15 protein-coding genes are annotated in these 18,039 nt (G+C 61.4%); 8 read left to right on the top strand and 7 right to left on the bottom strand.

Annotation, left to right across the window (positions count from 1 at the left end; genetic code table 11):
• Positions 1-181 precede the first annotated feature (181 nt).
• The 4 genes from CHEJ32_RS0103980 to CHEJ32_RS0103965 form a co-directional block, all read right to left on the bottom strand.
• Positions 182-1,753, bottom strand: coding sequence for a VWA domain-containing protein (locus CHEJ32_RS0103980; protein WP_256375645.1), 1,572 nt, complete (start codon positions 1,751-1,753; stop codon positions 182-184).
• Positions 1,754-1,900: 147 nt separating this feature from the next.
• A complete protein-coding gene (locus tag CHEJ32_RS0103975) occupies positions 1,901-2,425 on the bottom strand; it encodes a DUF2937 family protein (RefSeq protein WP_028032700.1) in 525 nt (174 codons plus the stop codon).
• Positions 2,426-2,459: 34 nt separating this feature from the next.
• Positions 2,460-3,350 (bottom strand): neutral zinc metallopeptidase, encoded by an 891-nt coding sequence (locus CHEJ32_RS0103970; RefSeq protein WP_028032699.1) that lies wholly within the window; start codon positions 3,348-3,350, stop codon positions 2,460-2,462.
• Between the two features lie 127 nt (positions 3,351-3,477).
• A complete protein-coding gene (locus CHEJ32_RS0103965) occupies positions 3,478-4,656 on the bottom strand; it encodes an MFS transporter (protein WP_028032698.1) in 1,179 nt (392 codons plus the stop codon).
• Positions 4,657-5,032: 376 nt separating this feature from the next.
• Between CHEJ32_RS0103965 and corA the strand changes: the two genes are divergently transcribed.
• Positions 5,033-6,016, top strand: coding sequence for a magnesium/cobalt transporter CorA (corA, locus tag CHEJ32_RS0103960; protein ID WP_028032697.1), 984 nt, complete (start codon positions 5,033-5,035; stop codon positions 6,014-6,016).
• A 53-nt stretch (positions 6,017-6,069) separates the two neighbouring features.
• Entirely contained in the window at positions 6,070-6,846 is a 777-nt protein-coding gene (locus tag CHEJ32_RS0103955; RefSeq protein WP_028032696.1) for a class I SAM-dependent methyltransferase, read from the top strand.
• A gap of 122 nt (positions 6,847-6,968) precedes the next feature.
• Here CHEJ32_RS0103955 and CHEJ32_RS0103950 read toward each other — a convergent pair whose 3' ends face one another.
• Complete coding sequence (locus CHEJ32_RS0103950) at positions 6,969-8,114, bottom strand: acyl-CoA dehydrogenase family protein (protein ID WP_051469424.1); 1,146 nt, start codon at positions 8,112-8,114, stop codon at positions 6,969-6,971.
• A gap of 158 nt (positions 8,115-8,272) precedes the next feature.
• Between CHEJ32_RS0103950 and CHEJ32_RS0103945 the strand changes: the two genes are divergently transcribed.
• A complete protein-coding gene (locus tag CHEJ32_RS0103945) occupies positions 8,273-8,965 on the top strand; it encodes a helix-turn-helix domain-containing protein (protein ID WP_028032694.1) in 693 nt (230 codons plus the stop codon).
• 4 nt (positions 8,966-8,969) lie between these two features.
• Here the strand turns inward: CHEJ32_RS0103945 and CHEJ32_RS0103940 are convergent, their stop codons facing one another.
• Positions 8,970-9,581 carry a LysE family translocator gene (locus tag CHEJ32_RS0103940; protein ID WP_028032693.1) on the bottom strand — a complete coding sequence of 204 codons (612 nt, stop codon included), beginning with the start codon at positions 9,579-9,581 and terminating at the stop codon, positions 8,970-8,972.
• Between the two features lie 125 nt (positions 9,582-9,706).
• Here CHEJ32_RS0103940 and CHEJ32_RS0103935 point away from each other — a divergent pair, with 125 nt between their 5' ends.
• The 5 genes from CHEJ32_RS0103935 (at position 9,707) to CHEJ32_RS0103910 (ending at position 16,927) form a co-directional block, all read left to right on the top strand.
• Positions 9,707-10,039, top strand: a complete 333-nt coding sequence (locus CHEJ32_RS0103935) for a helix-turn-helix transcriptional regulator (protein ID WP_028032692.1) — start codon at positions 9,707-9,709, stop codon at positions 10,037-10,039.
• A 121-nt stretch (positions 10,040-10,160) separates the two neighbouring features.
• Complete coding sequence (locus CHEJ32_RS0103930) at positions 10,161-10,973, top strand: MipA/OmpV family protein (protein ID WP_028032691.1); 813 nt, start codon at positions 10,161-10,163, stop codon at positions 10,971-10,973.
• Between the two features lie 199 nt (positions 10,974-11,172).
• Positions 11,173-14,655: a carbamoyl-phosphate synthase large subunit gene (gene carB, locus CHEJ32_RS0103925; RefSeq protein ID WP_028032690.1), complete on the top strand. Its 3,483-nt coding sequence runs from the start codon at positions 11,173-11,175 to the stop codon at positions 14,653-14,655.
• Positions 14,656-14,698: 43 nt separating this feature from the next.
• Positions 14,699-15,484: a DUF5677 domain-containing protein gene (locus tag CHEJ32_RS0103920; protein WP_028032689.1), complete on the top strand. Its 786-nt coding sequence runs from the start codon at positions 14,699-14,701 to the stop codon at positions 15,482-15,484.
• A 1,086-nt stretch (positions 15,485-16,570) separates the two neighbouring features.
• Positions 16,571-16,927 carry an endonuclease domain-containing protein gene (locus CHEJ32_RS0103910; RefSeq protein ID WP_028032687.1) on the top strand — a complete coding sequence of 119 codons (357 nt, stop codon included), beginning with the start codon at positions 16,571-16,573 and terminating at the stop codon, positions 16,925-16,927.
• Between the two features lie 672 nt (positions 16,928-17,599).
• Here CHEJ32_RS0103910 and CHEJ32_RS0103905 read toward each other — a convergent pair.
• Positions 17,600-17,995, bottom strand: a complete 396-nt coding sequence (locus CHEJ32_RS0103905) for a cupin domain-containing protein (RefSeq protein WP_028032686.1) — start codon at positions 17,993-17,995, stop codon at positions 17,600-17,602.
• Positions 17,996-18,039: the final 44 nt, after the last annotated feature.

The following is an 18,039-nucleotide window of genomic DNA, read 5'->3' as shown; positions in this document are numbered from 1 at the left end:
GCGGCCTACGGGCCGCCTTTTACGTCGGTACGGCAAGCCTACTCGCCGGCTTCAGCAAAGGCTACAGCATCGGCCGGCAAACGGAATCGGTTTTCGGAAAGCGTCGATTCGATAACCTGCAGCGTCCTTTGTGCGTCCGAATGGGCGCAGCGCTGTAAACGTCCGAAGGCCCCTGCTTTATTCAAAACGACAGCCGCAGCTTGGTGATCCCATCGCGGATCTCCTTGAAGACGTTGTCGAGTTGCTCGCGCGAGGGCGAGTCGAAGAAGTGGCCCGGAGTCGTGGCGCAATCCTTGAGCATCATTCCCGTCTTCACATCCGGCTCCTCCAGCCGGATCGTAAAGACCGTGATCTTCTCATCATCTCTGCCTTTAGCGTTCCTGCAAGCCTCAAGCGTCTTGGCATTCATCGCGTCCGTAACGGCACTGTTGCTTCGCAATGTCGTGAGGCGGTTGCTGATCAGGTAACCGAAGCTGCTATAGGTGGAGCGGAAGACGTTCGAACTGCCCTGCACGCCGAACGTGTTGGAACCGTCGGTGAGCACGATCATGATCTTTTCGACGTCGCTCGCCGGTTCCCTCCCCTCGCTGAAGGGCTCCTGCGGCGAGAGCACGCGCATGCCCCACGCGACACCCTCCATGATGTTCGTGTTTCCGTCGGCCACGAGGCTGTTCACCTTTCGCTTCAGATCGGCATAGTCGTTCGACAACGGTGTGATCGGCTGTGTCACGCACCCCCTGGAAGGGCCTGTTCCTCTTGGGAAATTATCGTTTATACTAACCCAGCCCTCCGGCCCGACATTGAGGCCGACCAAGGTCGTGTACCCTTTCTTCGCCTCTGCAGCTGCGTTCTTGAGACCGTATTTCTCGAGTCTTCTCGCCCGCTCTGCGGAGGTGCTCGAAGTTGGATCCGCGCTCGACGAGATGTAATTATTTGGATAGCTGATCTGCCGCGTGGGGTCTGGCTCGTCGATCGCGAAAGCCGGGATGAAGAGGCTGTACCGGTCTGTGGCGACCGCAGGCGTATCATCCACATCGTGAGCAAAGCCGTTGGTCGGCATACGCGTTTCCACACAGCCCTTCCAATCCTGCTTGAGATGATGAGCGACCTCGAAGCGGCTGAGACCCGACAGCAGATCCATCTGTGGAATAGGACCGACACCCTGCAGGTCCAGCCACGCCGCTCCCGAACCCGGAACCATCTTTCCCTTCCGGTCGAATGTCGGCCCGAATTGCGGTCCCACATTCACGAATGTCGCGAAGGGCACCAGCGCAAATTTCAGCCGCTCTTTGTCGGTAACCCGCGAAGAAAGGTCATCGATCAGCCCGATCACCGCCTCCTTCATGGATCTGAGCTTTCCGCCCGCCATGGACCCTGTCGTGTCCAGCACAAGAGCGATCTCGTAATAGGCAAAGGCCATATCGGCCGTCGAGGAGGCGGCGATGCTCGCTTCATCCCATCCGAACACCCCTCCAAACGAGAGCGGCAAGGAAGTCTCCGCCGAGAGCGTGACTGATGTATCGTTCCGCGTTACCACCATGTTCCTGTAGGCACCGGATAGATTCCCCGTCAGGAACGAAGCCGCGATGTTCCGCGCTTCCTCGTCGGATATCTTGTCGCCGCGCTGAGCGACTGCCAGTACGGCCGCATCAAGCGCATTCTGCAGTTCCGAGTGGGAGCGGCTGACATTCGCATAGTCGACCGCCAGCCCTGCCGCCCCGACGAGAGGCACCGCGGCAAGCGCCATGATCACGGCAAAATTGCCTCCATGATCGCACCTAAAGGCTCGGAATGCCGAACGAAGGCTTCTGATGAAGTGCATGCCCCGCAACTCCCCGTTGTGCGAGGCACGCTAGCACAAGGTGTTTAAGGGCCCCTTAGCGCGATCGTTCGGTTTGAATCAAATTTGCCGCTGATGGCGCGCGGGTGCCTGGACAGAACGCCGACGGCGGAACGGAAAGGTGACGAGTCTGAACAGGCCGAACCCCAGGAGAAGCCCCACGCCGGTCCAGATCAGTCCGTGGCTCGTGAGCGGTACGGCTGGCTCGAAGTCACGCAGCGAGCCTGCGAACACCTCTCCGTCCGGATCAGCCACCACCGCCACCGGCCGGAGCGCCGGCGGCAGTTCAGCCAGCCGCGCAGACTGCTGGTCGATATGTTCCGCACGTTCGATCACTCTGCGGACGGATCGCGCACGATCGCGAATGAACGGCTCCTGCGACCGGTCCTGCAGCGCCAGAGCGCCCTCGCGATCGAGTTTGTTGCGTGCCGCATCCGCGTCGAAATCGGAGACGACCCGCGCAAGTTCGTGACGTGCGCCCTCGAGCCGCTGCCTATACTGCTGTGCGAATTCGGGCGCTTGCGATGTGGCCATACCGGCCAGAACGGATGTCACGAGCGCGGCGACCGTGCCAGGCCTAATCATCTTCGATCCCCTGCGATCAGAAACCGGCGCCTGGTCAGATCGGCCCGCTCAACGTGTTGCAATCAGCCGGGTCCCCGCTTTCGAATCCGCGCCGGAACCAGTTGCTGCGCTGCTCCGAAGTGCCATGGTTGAAACTCTCCGGCACCACATAGCCTTGGGTGCGCCGCTGTAGCGTGTCGTCACCGATTTGGAAGGCCGCGTTCAGCGCCTCCTCGATGTCCCCCTCCTCCAGAAGGCCCTGCTGGTTGGTGTGATTTGCCCAGACGCCCGCATAGCAGTCGGCCTGCAGCTCCACCCGCACCGACATGGCATTGGCCTCTCCCTCGCTCAGATTCGCACGCATGCGGTTAAAGCGGGGGAGCACGCCCGTGAGGTTTTGAACATGGTGGCCGACTTCGTGCGCGATCACATAGGCCTGGGCGAAGTCGCCCGCCGCGTCGAAGCGCCTCGCAAGCTCATGGAAGAAGCTCAAATCTAGATAGACCTTCCGGTCTCCGGGGCAATAGAAGGGGCCGCTTGCAGCCGAAGCGAAACCGCAGGCCGAATTCACCTGTCCGGAGAAGAGCACCAGCGGCGGCTGTTCGTAAGTTGCGCCCTGCGACTGGAAAATCTGACCCCAGACATCTTCCGTATCGGCAAGCACCACAGCAACGAACTGTCTCTCTTCGTCATTGCCGGCCTGTTGCGTCGATACCTGGCCTGTTCCTTCCTCCAGCATCTGCAGGGGATCGATGCCGATCGCCCTCAGGCCGAAGAAGAGGATAACGAGGATGATGATCGTGCCGATTCCGCCGCCACCTGCCCGGCCGGTCCCGATCGGAATTCGGATCGGCCCGCCGCGCCGCATGCCGCCGGGAAAAATCCCGCCGCCCGCGCCGCGACGATCCTCGATATTGCTACTCTCGCGACGGCCCCTCCAACGCATGCGCAACCTCTCCGTTTTGCCATCCAGGGTCTTGTGGCCCTATCGGGGATATAACGCCATCATGCCCATGGTCTATGGTGACCGAAAAGTTAATGGAAAAGCAGCGCGCTGTCATGACACCGGCGGGTCAGGTGCTGCTTGCCACCACGGCGCGGGATGAACGCCGCCCCGCGGCAAGCAGGAGCAGTGCCGAGGCGGTGAACGCCGCCCCCACGAAACCGAGCTCTGCGGCCCCGTCCATCTCGAGAACCCGCCCGCCGATCAGCGTTCCAAACCCAATTCCGAAATAGATGGCCGAGACGTTGAGCGCCAGCGTCAGGTGAGCCAGTTCTGGAGCCACGGCCACGAGGCGGCTTGCCTGAGCGGGCGGGAAGGTCCAGCCCACGAAACCCCATGGCACCATGAGCGCGATCAGCAGCGGCCCCGCAACCTTATCCGGCGCCCATTCGGCCAGTGCCGAAAGAATCAGGGCGAAACAGGTGGCCGCAAGCATGGCAAAGCCCACCACTCGCGTCGGCCCCAGCCGATCGGCGATACGGCCGCTGGCGTAATTGCCAAGAATGGCGCCGACGCCATAGGCGAGCAGCACGAAAGGCAGGAGTTCCCGCGCAATTCCTGTGCCTTCGATCGCAAGCGGCCCGATATAGGAGATGACGGCGAACCCGCCCGTCAGATAAAGAAAGGTAACCGCCAGCGCCGACAGGACACCGGGTCGCCGCACTACCGTGATGCGCTCCATGAGCGTGGAACCGGCCGTCCTGAGATCCCTCGGCAAGCGCAGCCAGAGGGCTGCAAGACAGAAGGCGGCAATCAAGGCCAGCGCCAGGAAAGCTCCGCGCCAGCCCACGACGTGTGCCAGGAGAGAGCCCGCGGGCGCACCGAAGGCTACAGCGAAGGTCGTCCCTCCAAGCACGGCGGAGATCGCCACGGCGCGCCGCTCCGGTCCTGCGATGAGCACGGCCGTCGCCTGCGCGGTCGCGGCGAAGAGACCCGCCGACATTCCCATCACCACCTGCGCCAGAAACAGTGGCAGCATGCTCCCGGCAAGCGCTGCCGCAAGATTGCCTGCGGCGAAGAACAACAGCGCCAGGCCAATCAGTCGGCGCCGATCCAGCGAATCCGATACCGTGGAGAGAACAGGCGTGCCAACGGCATAGGCAAGGGAAAAGGCAGATACGAGATATCCCGCTTCGGGCACGGTGATTCCCGTGTCTTCGGCGATCAGCGGTAGAAGCCCGGCAAAGAGAAACGCGACCATGCTGGTCGCGAAGGCTCCCAGGGCCAACAGGAAAAGCCGTCTGTCCATTAGGACTATCCCTAGTTCAAAGATTATTGAACAATTGGATGAGCAGCGTCCGCCGGTCAAGAGCCGCGCAACACCTTACTGCCAGGATTTGCCAGTTTCTCATTATACCAGGGGTGACTTTCGCATGGGCACCCCACCCTGAAAAGAAAATGCGCCGACGCCGGTGGCTTTGCCCGCGACGGGTGACCCCGAAACTATTTGACAATACCCGCCTTTTGACCGATCTGAGGGCCGGCGGCCACTGCGGTTGCCCTTTCACAACAGGAACGATCATGGACCCGGACAGTCGAAGTCGCTCTTCGCTTACCCCGGCCGCGCAGCACCTTTAGCAGGGATGGCTCCGCGGCCGTGAACGTCACGCCGAAAGGAGCTTTCAATGCTGCGCATCTACACGAGCCAGAATGGCCACCTCACGCCTGTCGAGAACTTTCAACGCCCCGAAGCGCTCGGAGCGCTCTGGTTCGATCTTCTGGACCCGACACACGAAGAAGCTTCCCTGGTCGAATCGCATCTCGGTATCGCCCTCCCCACCCGTGACGAAATGGCGGAGATCGAGCTTTCCGACCGCCTCTTCCAGGAAGACGGCGCCGAGTTCATGACGGTGACCACCGTGACCAGCATGGAAAGCGACGACCCCGTGAAAGCTCCGGTGACGTTCGTGATCAAGGGCCAGGCACTGGTGACAGTCCGTCATGCCGATCCCAAGCCGTTCCGCACCTATCTCGCTAAGGCTGAACGCGGAAATCTTGCTCCATGCACCTCCGGCGAAGGGGTGATGCTGGGCCTGATCGAGGCGATCATCGACCGCGCGGCCGACGCATTGGAACGGATCGGAGACGAGGTGGATGCCATATCCCGCGAGGTCTTCCGCAACAAGGCGAAGAGCGTCTCCAAGAAGACCCGCAATCTCCAATCGCTGATCGAGCAGATCGGACGCAAGGGCGATCTCCTGACGAAGCTGCGGGAGAGCCTCGTCAGCGTTACGCGCATGATCGCCTTTCATGGCGCGGTCGACAGAAGCGCCCGCAGGGCCTCCAAGGATGTTCGGCAGCGCGCCAAGCTGATCCAGCGTGATGCGGCCGCCTTAGGCGAGCATGCGGTCTTCCTGTCCGGAAAGGTCAATTTCCTGCTCGATGCCACTCTTGGCCTCATCAATCTGGAGCAAAACCAGATCATCAAGATCTTCTCGGTGGCAGCGGTCGTGTTCCTCCCGCCCACCCTTGTGGCCTCGATCTACGGCATGAATTTCGATTTCATGCCCGAGCTCCACTGGTCTTTCGGCTATCCGTATGCCATCGCTTTGATGGTGGTTTCGGCTATGCTCCCTTACCTTTATTTCAAGCGGCGCGGTTGGCTATAGCCGCCTCAGGCGTGGCTGGCGGTCAGCCGGCCGCCTAGCAGCGGAGAAAGAACATGTCCGGTGACAAGAGTCACGAAGCCTTGGTGGGCGGGCAATTCGGCTCGCAGGCGGAAGCTTATCTGAAGAGCGCGGTCCATGCGCAAGGCGAGGACCTGCAAGCGCTGATCGCCCGGATGGCAGGCAAAAGCGATGCACGCGTGCTCGACCTCGGCTGCGGCGGCGGTCACGTCACATTCAATATCGCCCCGCTGGTGCGGGAAGTGGTCGCCTATGATCTTTCGCCGCAGATGCTGGACGTGGTCGCCCGCACCGCCCGCGAACGCGGCCTGTCCAACGTGAGCACCGCGCAGGGGGTTGCCGAAAGCCTTCCGTTCGAAACGGGCAGCTTCGATGCGGTGTTGACCCGTTTCAGCGCGCATCACTGGCGCGATCTCGATGCAGGCTTGCGCGAGGCCGCCCGCGTGCTGAAGCCCGGCGGAAGAATCATCGTCGTTGACACCGTCTCGTCGGGAATTCCCCTCATCGACACCTTCTTCCAGGCGATAGAGCTTTTGCGCGACTGCTCCCATGTCCGCAATTATCCGCGCGCGGAATGGGAGGCGGCACTTGCCCGCGCCGGCTTCCAGGTTTGCTCCTCCGACCAGTTCCGCTTGCGTCTCGAATTCAAGTCCTGGGTCGAGCGCATGAACACGCCGAAGCCCCAGGTAGAAGCCATAAGGGCGTTGCAGACCTCTGTCTCGGAGATCGCGACACGGCACTATGAGACCGAGCCGGACGGCAGCTACACCATCGATGTGGGTCTGTTCGAGGGAACGAAACCGCTTCGGTAAGCCTGCCATCTTCCCGGGCCTTGTCTCTCATCTACCCCGGCGCATCGGCGAGTGGCGCGACAGCCGGTCTCCCCTCGTTGAAGGGGAGACCAGAGGGGCAGACCGCCCTCACCTGCCGGACCTCAATAGATTTGCGTCACCGGCTGGCCGAGCGCCATGGCGCCTGCATATCTCGCCTGCGGTCCGGCCTGCAGAGGATGGAACCGTGCACCCTGGATATCCCTGAAGCGCCGCTCCAGCCCGTTACGGCGATAGAAGCCGGCCCCGCCGGAAAGCTCCATGGCAAGCTCGACGGTGCGGATGGCATGCTCGGCAACCAGGGAGCGCCCGATCATCACCTCATTGACCGTTTCCGCCGATGGAGCGTTCCGCGCTACGGTCTCCAGCATCCAGCGGTGCGCAAGCTGCGCAGCGCGGAGCGATGTGTCCATCCGCCCCGCAAGATCGAGGCTGTAACTTGTTGGCTCCTTTCTCTTTGCGAGCTGTACTGCGATATCGCGGGCGCTTTCGGCTACGCCCAGATAGGCTGCATAGATCAGCGGAAAAGCGATGGTTGCAATTATCTGGAAGACGGGGTGCCACTCCCCGGCCTTGCGCACGAAGGATATGCTTTTATCCGGCACAAATAGTTCCTCGAAGACCACATCCTGGGAGCCGGTTCCCCGCATGCCGAGTGTACGCCAGGTGTTCACCACCCTTACCTCGGATGCTTGCATAGGTGCGCCGAAATGGATGACGGAGAGAACCCCGTACTCGTCTTCGCAGACGGCCCCGGTCATGAGCAGATCGCCTGCTTCTGCGCCGGAAGTGAACACCTTGCGTGCGGTGACCCGGTAACCGCCGTCGGTTTTCACGGCCGTCCCGGAACCGCCGATCCAGTCCGACCCTCCGCTTGAAAGCAAGATCAGGCGCTCGGATGCGACCCGTTTCAGGAGAGGCTCGACTGCCGCCACATTCTGGTGCCGCCAACGCCAGGCCGGGATCGCCACCTGATGCGTATGCATGGAAAATGCGAGTGCGGTCGAGCCGCAGGCATGCGCCATGATGCGCAGCATTTCGGCCAGTTCGGCGACATCGGCGCCGCCGCCGCCGAGTTCCGTGGGAACGCCCGCCTCGACCAGCCCGGCTTCCTTCAGAAGCGCATAATTCTCAGCGACGAAACGATCCGTTTCGTCGAAATGCTCGGCCCGTTCTGCAAGCGTCGGCAGAAGCTCGCGGACAATGGCGGCAGGGCTTGCGATCGAAACCGCAGCCGGGCCCCCGCTCATAGGATATGTTGAAGCGTTCGACATTGTTTCTCCTCCGGTTTGGAACCTGCAGAATCTCGCAGAGACGTTGAGCGGTCCAGTTCACGAACTGTACCGCTGCCATTCCAGTTCGGTCGATTTTGCGATATTCTCTGCTCTTGGCGCCGAAGGTGACTGCAATGCAGGACCGTGGAGGGTACGGGCAATTCTGTCCGGTGGCGATGGCCTCGGAGGTGCTCTGTTCGCGCTGGACCACGCTCATCATCCGTGAACTTCTCTGCGGCACGACGCGCTTCAATGACCTGCGCCGCGGCGTTCCGCGCATGTCCCCTGCCCTTCTGTCGAAGCGGCTCAAGGAGTTGGAGCGGGCGGGCGTCATCCGCACGCTGCCAGGCCAAAGCGGTGTGATGGAATATCGCCTTACGGAAGCGGGGGAGGATCTGCGCGCCATCATCCTGGGCATCGGCTTCTGGGGCCAACGTTGGGTGGAATCGCGGCTGACCTTGAAGAATCTCGACCCTTCGCTGTTGATGTGGGATATGCGGCGCAACCTCAACCCCGAGCCGCTGCCGCCAAAGCGCTGCACGATTCAGTTTCAGTATCCGGAGGTTCCGCCTTCACGTCAGAACTGGTGGCTCGTTGTCGATTCCGGCAATGTGGATCTCTGCGGTTTTGATCCAGGTTATGAGATCGACCTCTTGGTGACGGGTTCGCTGCGCAGCATGACCGCTGTCTGGATGGGGCTCAGCGTCGTGCGCAAGGAAGTGGAGGCCGGCAGGCTGGAACTGATCGGCGATCCGAAAATCGCGCGCGCCATGCAGCAATGGCTGGGCCTCAGCACCTTTGCGCCCGAGCCGCGCCGGGTGCAATAACCCCCTAACGTTCCGTCAAGGCAAGCTTCACGCCCAATCCCACGAAAGCGGCGGCGAAGGTGCGCCGCATCCAGGCGAGCACGCGCGGACGTGAGATCACGTGGTTGCGGATCGCCGCCGCAAACAGCCCGTAACCGACGAAGACGACGAAGGTGGCCGCCATGAAGACACCGCTCAGCTCCAGCATGCGGACAAACGCGTTGGGGTCTGCGCTGCTCACGAACTGAGGCAGGAAGGCGAAGAAGAAGATCGAGAGCTTGGGATTGAGAATGTTGACGAGGATGCCGGAGACGATCACCTGCCGGTCGGAGCGTGGAGCAGTTTCGGCTTCCACCTTGAGCGCGCCGTGTTCCTTGAGCGTTTGCCACGCCATGAAGAGCAGATAGGCAACACCCAGATATTTCAGGATCTGGAAAGCGACCGCACTGGTATGCAGCAGAGCCGCCAGACCGGTGATCGCGGCCGCCATATGGGGGATGATGCCAAGCGTGCATGCAAAAGCTGCGACTGCGCTTGCCCGTGCCCCGCGCGACAGGCCGGCGGCAAGCGTGTAGAGTACCCCTGTTCCTGGGGAGGCGACGACAATCAATGTCGTCAGAAGAAATTCGATACTCACATCGTCCTCCCCGATTCCTGCTGCCGGTATTTAAGGAAATCCACCAGATCAAGACAAGCGGATGGTCATTTGCTTTCGAGCCTTCCGCTTGCATCGCGCCTGGGATCGATTACCTTTGGGTCGTTATGTTGCCTCATCCGTCGACCGAAGAGATCAATCTGGCGACCGTTCTTGCCGTTTTGGGCGATCCTACGCGGCTGGCCATCTTGGGCGATCTTGCCCGGCAGGACGGTAAGCCGCTGACCTGCTCCCACTTCACCGATCTCACCTCGAAATCGAACCTTACCTATCACCTCGCAAAAATGCGCGAAGCTGGCATCGTGCGGGTCGAGCCGCGCGGCACCTCCCGCTTCATCACCCTCAGGCACGCCGATCTCAACACACGCTTTCCCGGCCTCCTCGACTCGATCATCGCTACGGCGATCACGCTGCCCCCGCCGGAAAAGGCTGCGGAATAGAAGAGAACCGACTGCCGAATCCCGGAGGCGGCGAGCTTTATTCGCTACAAATTTAATCAATTTTTACAACCTCCGGCTTATGCGGCGATAATCTGTACTGCGTTCGTACCCGGAGTTCATTTTGTTCAAGCGTTCTCTGGCGACCGTTGCGGCCGCCCTCCCCCTTCTTGCACCAGCGGCGGCCGAAGCTCAGCAAGCCGGAAGGCATTTCTGGTCGGGCGACTGGTCGTTGACCGTCGGTGCTGCGGGCTTGGTTGCCCCAAGCTTCGATGGCTCCAAAGATTGGATCTTCAAGGTGACGCCCGTGGTCTCGCTGAGCCGCCAAGGTTCGGCCACGCGCTTCTCCTCGCGCAATGACAATCCCTCCTTCGGCTTCGTGGACACCGGCGTGTTCCGGGCGGGCATCGCCGGAAAGCTCGTCTTCCGCCGCGATGAGGACACCGACGATTCCCTCAAGGGCCTGGACCCGGTCAAGTTCGGGGTGGAGGCTGGCGGTTTCGTTGAAGTCTATCCGACCGACAACATCCGGCTCCGCGGCGAAGTGCGTAGGGGCATCCGCTCTCACAGCGGCGTGGTGGCCGACGTCGCCGTCGATGTCTTTGACGATCTCTCGCCAACCGTCCGCGTTTCCGGCGGTCCGCGCCTGTCCATGGCGAGCGCCGACTATTTCGACGCCTATTACGGTGTCAGTGCCGAAGAATCGGCGCGCTCGGGCCTGCCGCGCTACGATCCCGGCGGTGGCATCAAGTCCGTTGGCGCGGGTGCCGCGATCACATGGAAGACGACCGACAAGATCACCACCAGCTTCTTCACAGAATATGAGCGGCTGATGGGCCCCGCCGCCGACTCACCTCTCGTGGACCGGCGCGGCTCCCGCAATCAGCTCACCGTCGGCGTTTCGGCCACTTATCGCTTCGATTTCACGCTCGATTGAACGGGCCAGGAGGGGCGGGCGACGGAAGGTCGCGCGCCTTCGTGGCGCGCTTCTGGCACATCTGCGCTTTTGGGGGTTCCCTGCACGCGAAGACTTCCCTATAAGGCGCGCCTAGCCTGACAAAAAGAATCCTCCGCTGCGCCGGCCGGGCTCGCCCGTTCCGGTTCTTCGCGCAAGCGCCTCTTGGAATGGACCATTCATGCCCAAACGCACCGACATCAAGTCGATCCTGATCATCGGGGCCGGCCCCATCGTCATCGGCCAGGCCTGTGAATTCGACTATTCCGGCACCCAGGCCTGCAAGGCCCTGCGAGCGGAGGGCTATCGCGTCATCCTGGTCAATTCCAACCCGGCCACCATCATGACCGACCCGGAGCTGGCCGACGCTACATATATCGAGCCGATCACCCCCGAAGTGGTCGCCAAGATCATTGCCAAGGAGCGCCCGGACGCGTTGCTGCCCACCATGGGCGGCCAGACCGCGCTCAACACAGCGCTGTCGCTTCGCCGCATGGGCGTGCTCGAGCGCTACGGTGTCGAGATGATCGGCGCCAATGCCGAGGCGATCGACAAGGCCGAAGACCGCGCCCTGTTCCGCGAGGCCATGGCCAGGATCGGCCTTGAGACGCCGAAATCCATGCTGGCGAACGCCACAGAGGTCAAGGACGCCGACCGCAAGAAGCACGAGGCGGAGCGCGCCGAGCTGCGCAGCAAATACACCGGCGCCGAGCTGGATGCCGCACTCGACGCGCTCGAAGCCGAATGGCAGCGCGGCGAAGGCGACCGCAAGCAACGCTACATGTCCCATGCGCTCGGCATCGCCGCCCAGGCGCTCGACCATGTGGGCCTCCCGGCCATCATCCGCCCTTCCTTCACGCTGGGCGGAACGGGCGGCGGCATCGCCTACAACCGCTCGGAATTCTTCGAGATCGTCGAGCGCGGCCTCGATGCCTCCCCGACCACCGAAGTCCTCATCGAGGAATCCGTCCTCGGCTGGAAGGAGTTCGAGATGGAGGTCGTCCGCGACAAGGCGGACAACTGCATCATCGTCTGCTCCATCGAGAACATCGATCCGATGGGCGTGCATACCGGCGATTCCATCACCGTTGCGCCTGCGCTGACCCTGACCGACAAGGAATACCAGCGCATGCGCAATGCCTCGATCGCCGTGCTGCGCGAGATCGGCGTCGAGACCGGCGGCTCCAACGTCCAGTTTGCCGTCAACCCGGCCGACGGCCGCATGGTCGTCATCGAGATGAACCCGCGCGTCTCCCGCTCCTCGGCGCTCGCCTCCAAGGCGACCGGCTTCCCCATCGCCAAAGTCGCGGCCAAGCTTGCCGTCGGCTACACGCTGGACGAGCTGGAAAACGACATCACCGGCGGCGCCACCCCGGCTTCCTTCGAACCCTCGATCGACTACGTCGTCACAAAGATCCCGCGCTTCGCGTTTGAAAAGTTCCCGGGCTCCGACCCGGTTCTCACCACCGCCATGAAATCGGTCGGCGAGGTCATGGCGATCGGACGCACCTTCGCCGAGTCGCTCCAGAAGGCGCTGCGCGGCCTCGAAACCGGTCTCACCGGCCTTGACGAAATCGAAATCCCGGGCCTCGGCCAGGGTGACGACAAGAACGCGATCCGTGCCGCATTGGGCACGCCGACCCCCGACCGGCTGCGCATGGTCGCCCAGGCGCTGCGCATGGGAACATCGGTGGCCGACGTCCACGCCATGTGCCACATCGATCCCTGGTTCCTGGAGCAGATCGCCGCGATCGTGGCCATGGAAGAGCGCATCCGCGAGCACGGCCTGCCCGGGGACGCCGCCAATCTGCGCATGCTGAAGGCCATGGGCTTCTCCGATTCTCGCCTCGCCTCGCTCGTGAAGAAAGACGCCGAAGAGGTTCGCCGGATTCGCGAATCCCTCTCCGTCCACCCGGTCTACAAGCGCATCGACACCTGCGCCGCCGAGTTCGCCGCGCCCACCGCCTATATGTACTCCACCTATGAGACACCCTTCGCCGGCCTTCCCGCCGACGAGGCCCGCGTCTCCGACCGCCGCAAGGTCGTCATCCTCGGTGGCGGGCCGAACCGGATCGGCCAGGGCATCGAGTTCGACTATTGCTGCTGCCACGCGGCCTTTGCGCTGGCGGAAGCCGGCTTCGAGTCGATCATGATCAACTGCAACCCGGAGACGGTTTCGACCGACTACGACACCTCCGACCGGCTCTATTTCGAGCCGCTCACCCCCGAGGACGTGCTGGAAATCCTGCGCGCCGAGAAGGCCGCCGGCGAACTCGTCGGCGTGATCGTCCAGTTCGGCGGCCAGACGCCGCTGAAGCTCGCTGACGCGCTGGAGCGCGAGGGCATCCCGATCCTCGGCACCTCGCCCGACGCGATCGACCTTGCCGAAGACCGCGACCGCTTCCAGAAGCTCCTGCAGAAGCTTGGCCTCAAGCAGCCGAAGAACGGCATCGCCTATTCGGTGGAGCAGGCCCGCGTCATCGCCTCCGAGCTCGGCTTCCCGCTGGTCGTGCGCCCGTCCTATGTGCTGGGCGGCCGCGCCATGCAGATCGTCTATGACGACGCGCGCCTCCAGTCCTACCTGCTCGACACCGTCCCCGGCCTCGTGCCCGAGGAGATCCGCCAGAAATACCCGGCCGACAAGACCGGCCAGATCAACACGCTCCTGTCCAAGAACCCCCTCCTCTTCGACACCTATCTGACCGAAGCGATCGAGGTGGACGTCGACTGCCTCGCAGACGGCACGCAAGTCTACGTCTGCGGCATCATGGAGCACATCGAGGAGGCCGGCATCCATTCGGGCGACTCGGCCTGCTCGCTCCCCGTCCACTCGCTCTCGCAGGAGATCGTGGCCGAGCTCGAACGCCAGACCAAGGCGCTCGCCAAGGCGCTGAATGTCGGCGGTCTGATGAACGTGCAATATGCCGTGAAGGACGGCGAGGTCTTCGTCCTCGAAGTCAACCCGCGCGCCTCGCGCACGGTGCCCTTCGTGGCCAAGACAATCGGCCGGCCCATCGCAAAAATCGCCGCGCGCGTCATGGCTGGCGAGACGCTCGCCCAAGCCTTCGAGACCTATGGGCAGCTTCCCGACATCAACGATCTCGGCCACATCGCGGTGAAGGAAGCCGTCTTCCCCTTCGCCCGCTTCCCCGGCGTCGACATTCTGCTTGGCCCCGAGATGAAGTCCACCGGCGAGGTCATGGGTCTCGACCGCGACTACGCGCTGGCCTTCGCCAAGGCCCAGCTCGGCGCGGGCGTCGATCTGCCCCGCTCCGGCACGCTCTTCGTCTCCGTGCGCGACGAGGACAAGGCGCGCGTGCTACCCGCCGTCCGCCGCCTCGCCGATCTCGGCTTCAAGGTGCTCGCCACCGGCGGCACCGCGCGCTTCCTGCGCGAGAACGGCGTCGAGGCCGAGAAGATCAACAAGGTGCTCGAAGGCCGCCCGCACATCGAGGACGCCATCCGCAACCGGCAGGTCCAGCTCGTCTTCAACACGACGGACGGCCAGAAGGCCGTTTCGGACTCAAAATCACTGCGCCGTGCGACGCTGATGCAAAAGGTGCCCTACTACACCACCATGGCCGGGGCGGACGCGGTGGTGGAAGCCATTGCGGCGCTGAAGGCTGGAAGTTTGGAGGTCAGGCCGCTGCAGGGGTATTTTTGAGCTGCTGGGCTGTGGGGATGTTATGGCTCGTCGAAAATGGCGAATGGATGAAATTGACAAAGCAGTTCAAAAGGTGGTCGAGAGGGAGGCCCTGAAAGCCAAGAAGGCGGGAATATCGGAGACCGAGTTGGAAAAGATCATTGGCAACGCTATAACCAAGGCTATCGCGGAGCTTTCCAAAGCCGTTTTCTCCGATTGCAAGAAGCGCTTGCCGGAGATGATCTCCGAATATGCGGAGTTGGAGTCTGGATTTCGAGAGCGAAATTACCAGCGTTGGAAGGATGGGTTCGATCTTCTTCAAATGCTGATAGTTACCAGCCAGGAAACTGGTGAAGCAATCAACATCGCTGAGAGAGAGAAAGCGTATCGGACGCAAGATTGGAAGCTCGAAGCCCTCATAAACATACACGCTCGCTCGGTTTTAGTAGCGCGTGAAATATTCAGCCTAATGAAAAATGGCTTTCCTGACGGCGCTCTGGGGCGTTGGAGAACACTTCACGAATTGTCAGTCATTGCGTTATTTTTATCGCAGCATCAGAAAATAGTTTCGAGGAGATATATAGCTCATCGACATATAGAAGCATTTAAGGCTGCTAAGCAATACAGAGAACATCAGAAAAGAGCTAACCTAAAAGCACCTAGAGATAAAGAATTCGAAGAAATATCCCAAATTAATGACCTAGTAGTCGCTGAATTTGGGAAGGAAATCGCTCGCGATTGGGGTTGGGCCAAACCTGAGTTAAAGGGCTCTCCAAATTTTTCCGAACTTGAAAAATCGGTTCGGATGGATCATTGGCGACCGCGTTATAAGTGGGCTTGCGCTGAATAAGTGGGCTTGCGCTGATACTCACGGAGCCTATCGCCCTCCAACGGCCATGCTGGGCACCTCTGAGAACAGAAAGACGGTGCTTTTGGTAGGCGAGAGCAACAGCGCCATGGCAGATCCAGCTCAAATGATGGCCCTTTCGCTAACTACGACAACGGTTGCATTGATATCCAGCTATCCGACTATCGACCGAATAGCTGCCGCGCAAATGTTGCAGAATCTATGCAACGAGATAGCAACAATTTTTATGCGACTTGGCCCCGAAACGCTGAAAGAACATCGGAAGCAGAATGCCGCGCTTCGTAAGCGCGAAGCGAAGCCTTTCACAAGCTAGTCCACATCTTTGTGTGTCGCAGTCGCCCAGCAAATCGCCAGCCTCTGCGATTAACGGCGACGTCAATGCCGGCGATATCTCCCCCCTTGCGGGGGAGAAAGCGATTTCAACATCTTAGCTGGAGCGAAGCGGAAGCTAAGTGTTAGAAATCGCAAGAGAGGGGCCCTTTTAACGCGCGACAGAACTACCCCTCTCTTGCGCTTTGCATTGCTGCTTCAGCAAACCACCAATGTCTGCGACTGCCGCCGAGGCCGGTGCCGGCGATATCTCCCCCTTGGTGGGGGAGAAGGCGATTTCAACATCTTAGCTGGAGCGAAGCGGAGGCTAAGTGTTAGAAATCGCAAGAGAGGGGGTCCCACGGCGCTGCAGAATATCCCCTCACTTGCAAATTCTAAGGGCTTGGCTTCGCCAAGTCCCAAGAATTTGCTTTCTCCCCCACAAGGGGAGAGATCGATGCGCCATCGCTCCCGCAAATCATCACCCTCTGCGATTAGCGGCAAGGCCGAAGCCGGCGTTATCTCCCCCCTTGCGGGGGAGAAAGTCTTTTCCTGCGCTTGCGAGGGGACCCCGAGCAAGTGCTTGGAAAAGACAAGAGAGGGGGTTCCTCGCGACACATCAAAATATCCCCTCTCTTTCGATTGCTAACGCTTGGGCTACGCCGGTGGCTTGCCTAAGACGTTGAAATCGCTTTCTCTCCTGCAAGGGGAGAGATGGGGGCGCCGACGCTGCTCTCTTCCCCTGGGGGGAGAGATATCATGCGCCAAGCTGTTCCACCGCCGCACCGCACGTATGCCCGCACCATGCGGGCCGATGCGACGAAGGCCGAAAACCTTCTCTGGCAGGCGCTGCGCAACAGGAAACTCGAAGGGTTGAAGTTCAAGCGGCAGGTGCCGCTCGAAGGCTACATCCTCGATTTCGTCTGCTTCGAGGCGCGGCTGATCATCGAATTGGACGGCGGGCAGCATTCGCAGTCTCCGCGAGACGCCGTGCGCGACCGGCATTTCGAAGCTCAAGGCTTCAAAACCCTGCGCTTCTGGAACGACGAGGTGGAAAAGAACCTCGACGGCGTCTGCCTCACGATCCTGCATGAGGCGGGGAGGATCGGGAGATAAAACACCCCCTCTCTTGCAAATTCTAGGGGCTTGGCTTCGCCAAACCCAAGAATTTGCTTTCTCTCCCGCCAGGGGAGAGACAGGGCGCTCTGCACCATCGCATCCGCAAATCACCAGCCTTTGCGATTAGCAACAGGGCCAATGCCGGCGATATCTCCCCCTTGGCGGGGGAGAAAGCGATTTCAACATCTTAGCTGGAGCGAAGCGAAGGCTAAGTGTTAGAAATCGCAAGAGAGGGGGTCCCTCTCAGCACGACAATCAATCCCCTCTCATGCAAATTCTAAGGACTTAACTAGCGTCAAGCCCAACAATTCGCTTTCTCTCCCGCCAGGGGAGAGATAAGGCGCTCTGCACCATCGCATCCGCAAATCACCAGCCTTTGCGATTAGCAACAAGGCCGATGCCGGCGATATCTCCCCCTTGGCGGGGGAGAAAGCGATTTCAACATCTTAGCTGGAGCGAAGCGGAGGCTAAGTGTTAGAAATCGCAAGAGAGGGGGTCCCTCTCAGCACGACAACCAATCCCCTCTCTTGCAAATTCTAAGGGCTTGGCTAGCGCCAAGCACAAGAATTTGCTTTCTCTCCCGCAAGGGGAGAGATAGGGCGCTCTGCACCATCGCTTCCGCAATCACCCAAGGTAGCGATTGGCGGCTAGGCCGACGCCGGCGCCACATCACCCGCCATACTCCTCGTCGGTGACATGCTCGAGCCATTCCACCGTCGCGCCGTCCTGCCTTTCCTGGATGGCGATATGCGTCATCGCGGTGGTGGGGCTGGCGCCGTGCCAGTGCTTTTCGCCCGGCGGAAACCAGACCACGTCGCCTGGCCGGATCTCCTCGATCGGCCCGCCCTCGCGCTGCGCCCGCCCGAGGCCGGACGTCACGATCAGCGTCTGGCCGAGCGGGTGCGTGTGCCAGGCCGTGCGCGCGCCGGGCTCGAAGGTGACGAGCGCGCCCACTGCCCGCGCCGGCTCCGGCGCAGTAAATAGCGGGTCGAGCCGCACCGTTCCGGTAAAATACTCCGCTGGGCCCTTGCCGGAGGGCGCCGACCCGCTTCGCATGATCTCCATCCTGTCCTCCGCTTCGTTGGTGCCGATGGTGCCATTATAGGAGG

Origin of the sequence: Chelativorans sp. J32, from assembly GCF_000518985.1 — a bacterium.
Classification (GTDB): Bacteria; Pseudomonadota; Alphaproteobacteria; order Rhizobiales; family Rhizobiaceae; genus Chelativorans.
Note: the sequence above shows the minus strand (reverse complement) of the source record. Positions and strands in the feature narration are given on the sequence as shown.

Excerpts from the sequence above, each read along its gene's own strand:
- CHEJ32_RS0103975 (WP_028032700.1), bottom strand. The coding sequence starts at position 2,425 with ATGATTAGGCCTGGCACGGTCGCCGCGCTCGTGACATCCGTTCTGGCC.
- CHEJ32_RS0103970 (WP_028032699.1), bottom strand. The coding sequence starts at position 3,350 with ATGCGTTGGAGGGGCCGTCGCGAGAGTAGCAATATCGAGGATCGTCGC.
- CHEJ32_RS0103965 (WP_028032698.1), bottom strand. The coding sequence starts at position 4,656 with ATGGACAGACGGCTTTTCCTGTTGGCCCTGGGAGCCTTCGCGACCAGC.
- corA (WP_028032697.1), top strand. The coding sequence starts at position 5,033 with ATGCTGCGCATCTACACGAGCCAGAATGGCCACCTCACGCCTGTCGAG.
- CHEJ32_RS0103955 (WP_028032696.1), top strand. The coding sequence starts at position 6,070 with ATGTCCGGTGACAAGAGTCACGAAGCCTTGGTGGGCGGGCAATTCGGC.
- CHEJ32_RS0103950 (WP_051469424.1), bottom strand. The coding sequence starts at position 8,114 with ATGAGCGGGGGCCCGGCTGCGGTTTCGATCGCAAGCCCTGCCGCCATT.
- CHEJ32_RS0103945 (WP_028032694.1), top strand. The coding sequence starts at position 8,273 with ATGCAGGACCGTGGAGGGTACGGGCAATTCTGTCCGGTGGCGATGGCC.
- CHEJ32_RS0103935 (WP_028032692.1), top strand. The coding sequence starts at position 9,707 with ATGTTGCCTCATCCGTCGACCGAAGAGATCAATCTGGCGACCGTTCTT.
- carB (WP_028032690.1), top strand. The coding sequence starts at position 11,173 with ATGCCCAAACGCACCGACATCAAGTCGATCCTGATCATCGGGGCCGGC.
- CHEJ32_RS0103920 (WP_028032689.1), top strand. The coding sequence starts at position 14,699 with ATGGATGAAATTGACAAAGCAGTTCAAAAGGTGGTCGAGAGGGAGGCC.
- CHEJ32_RS0103910 (WP_028032687.1), top strand. The coding sequence starts at position 16,571 with ATGCGCCAAGCTGTTCCACCGCCGCACCGCACGTATGCCCGCACCATG.
- CHEJ32_RS0103905 (WP_028032686.1), bottom strand. The coding sequence starts at position 17,995 with ATGGAGATCATGCGAAGCGGGTCGGCGCCCTCCGGCAAGGGCCCAGCG.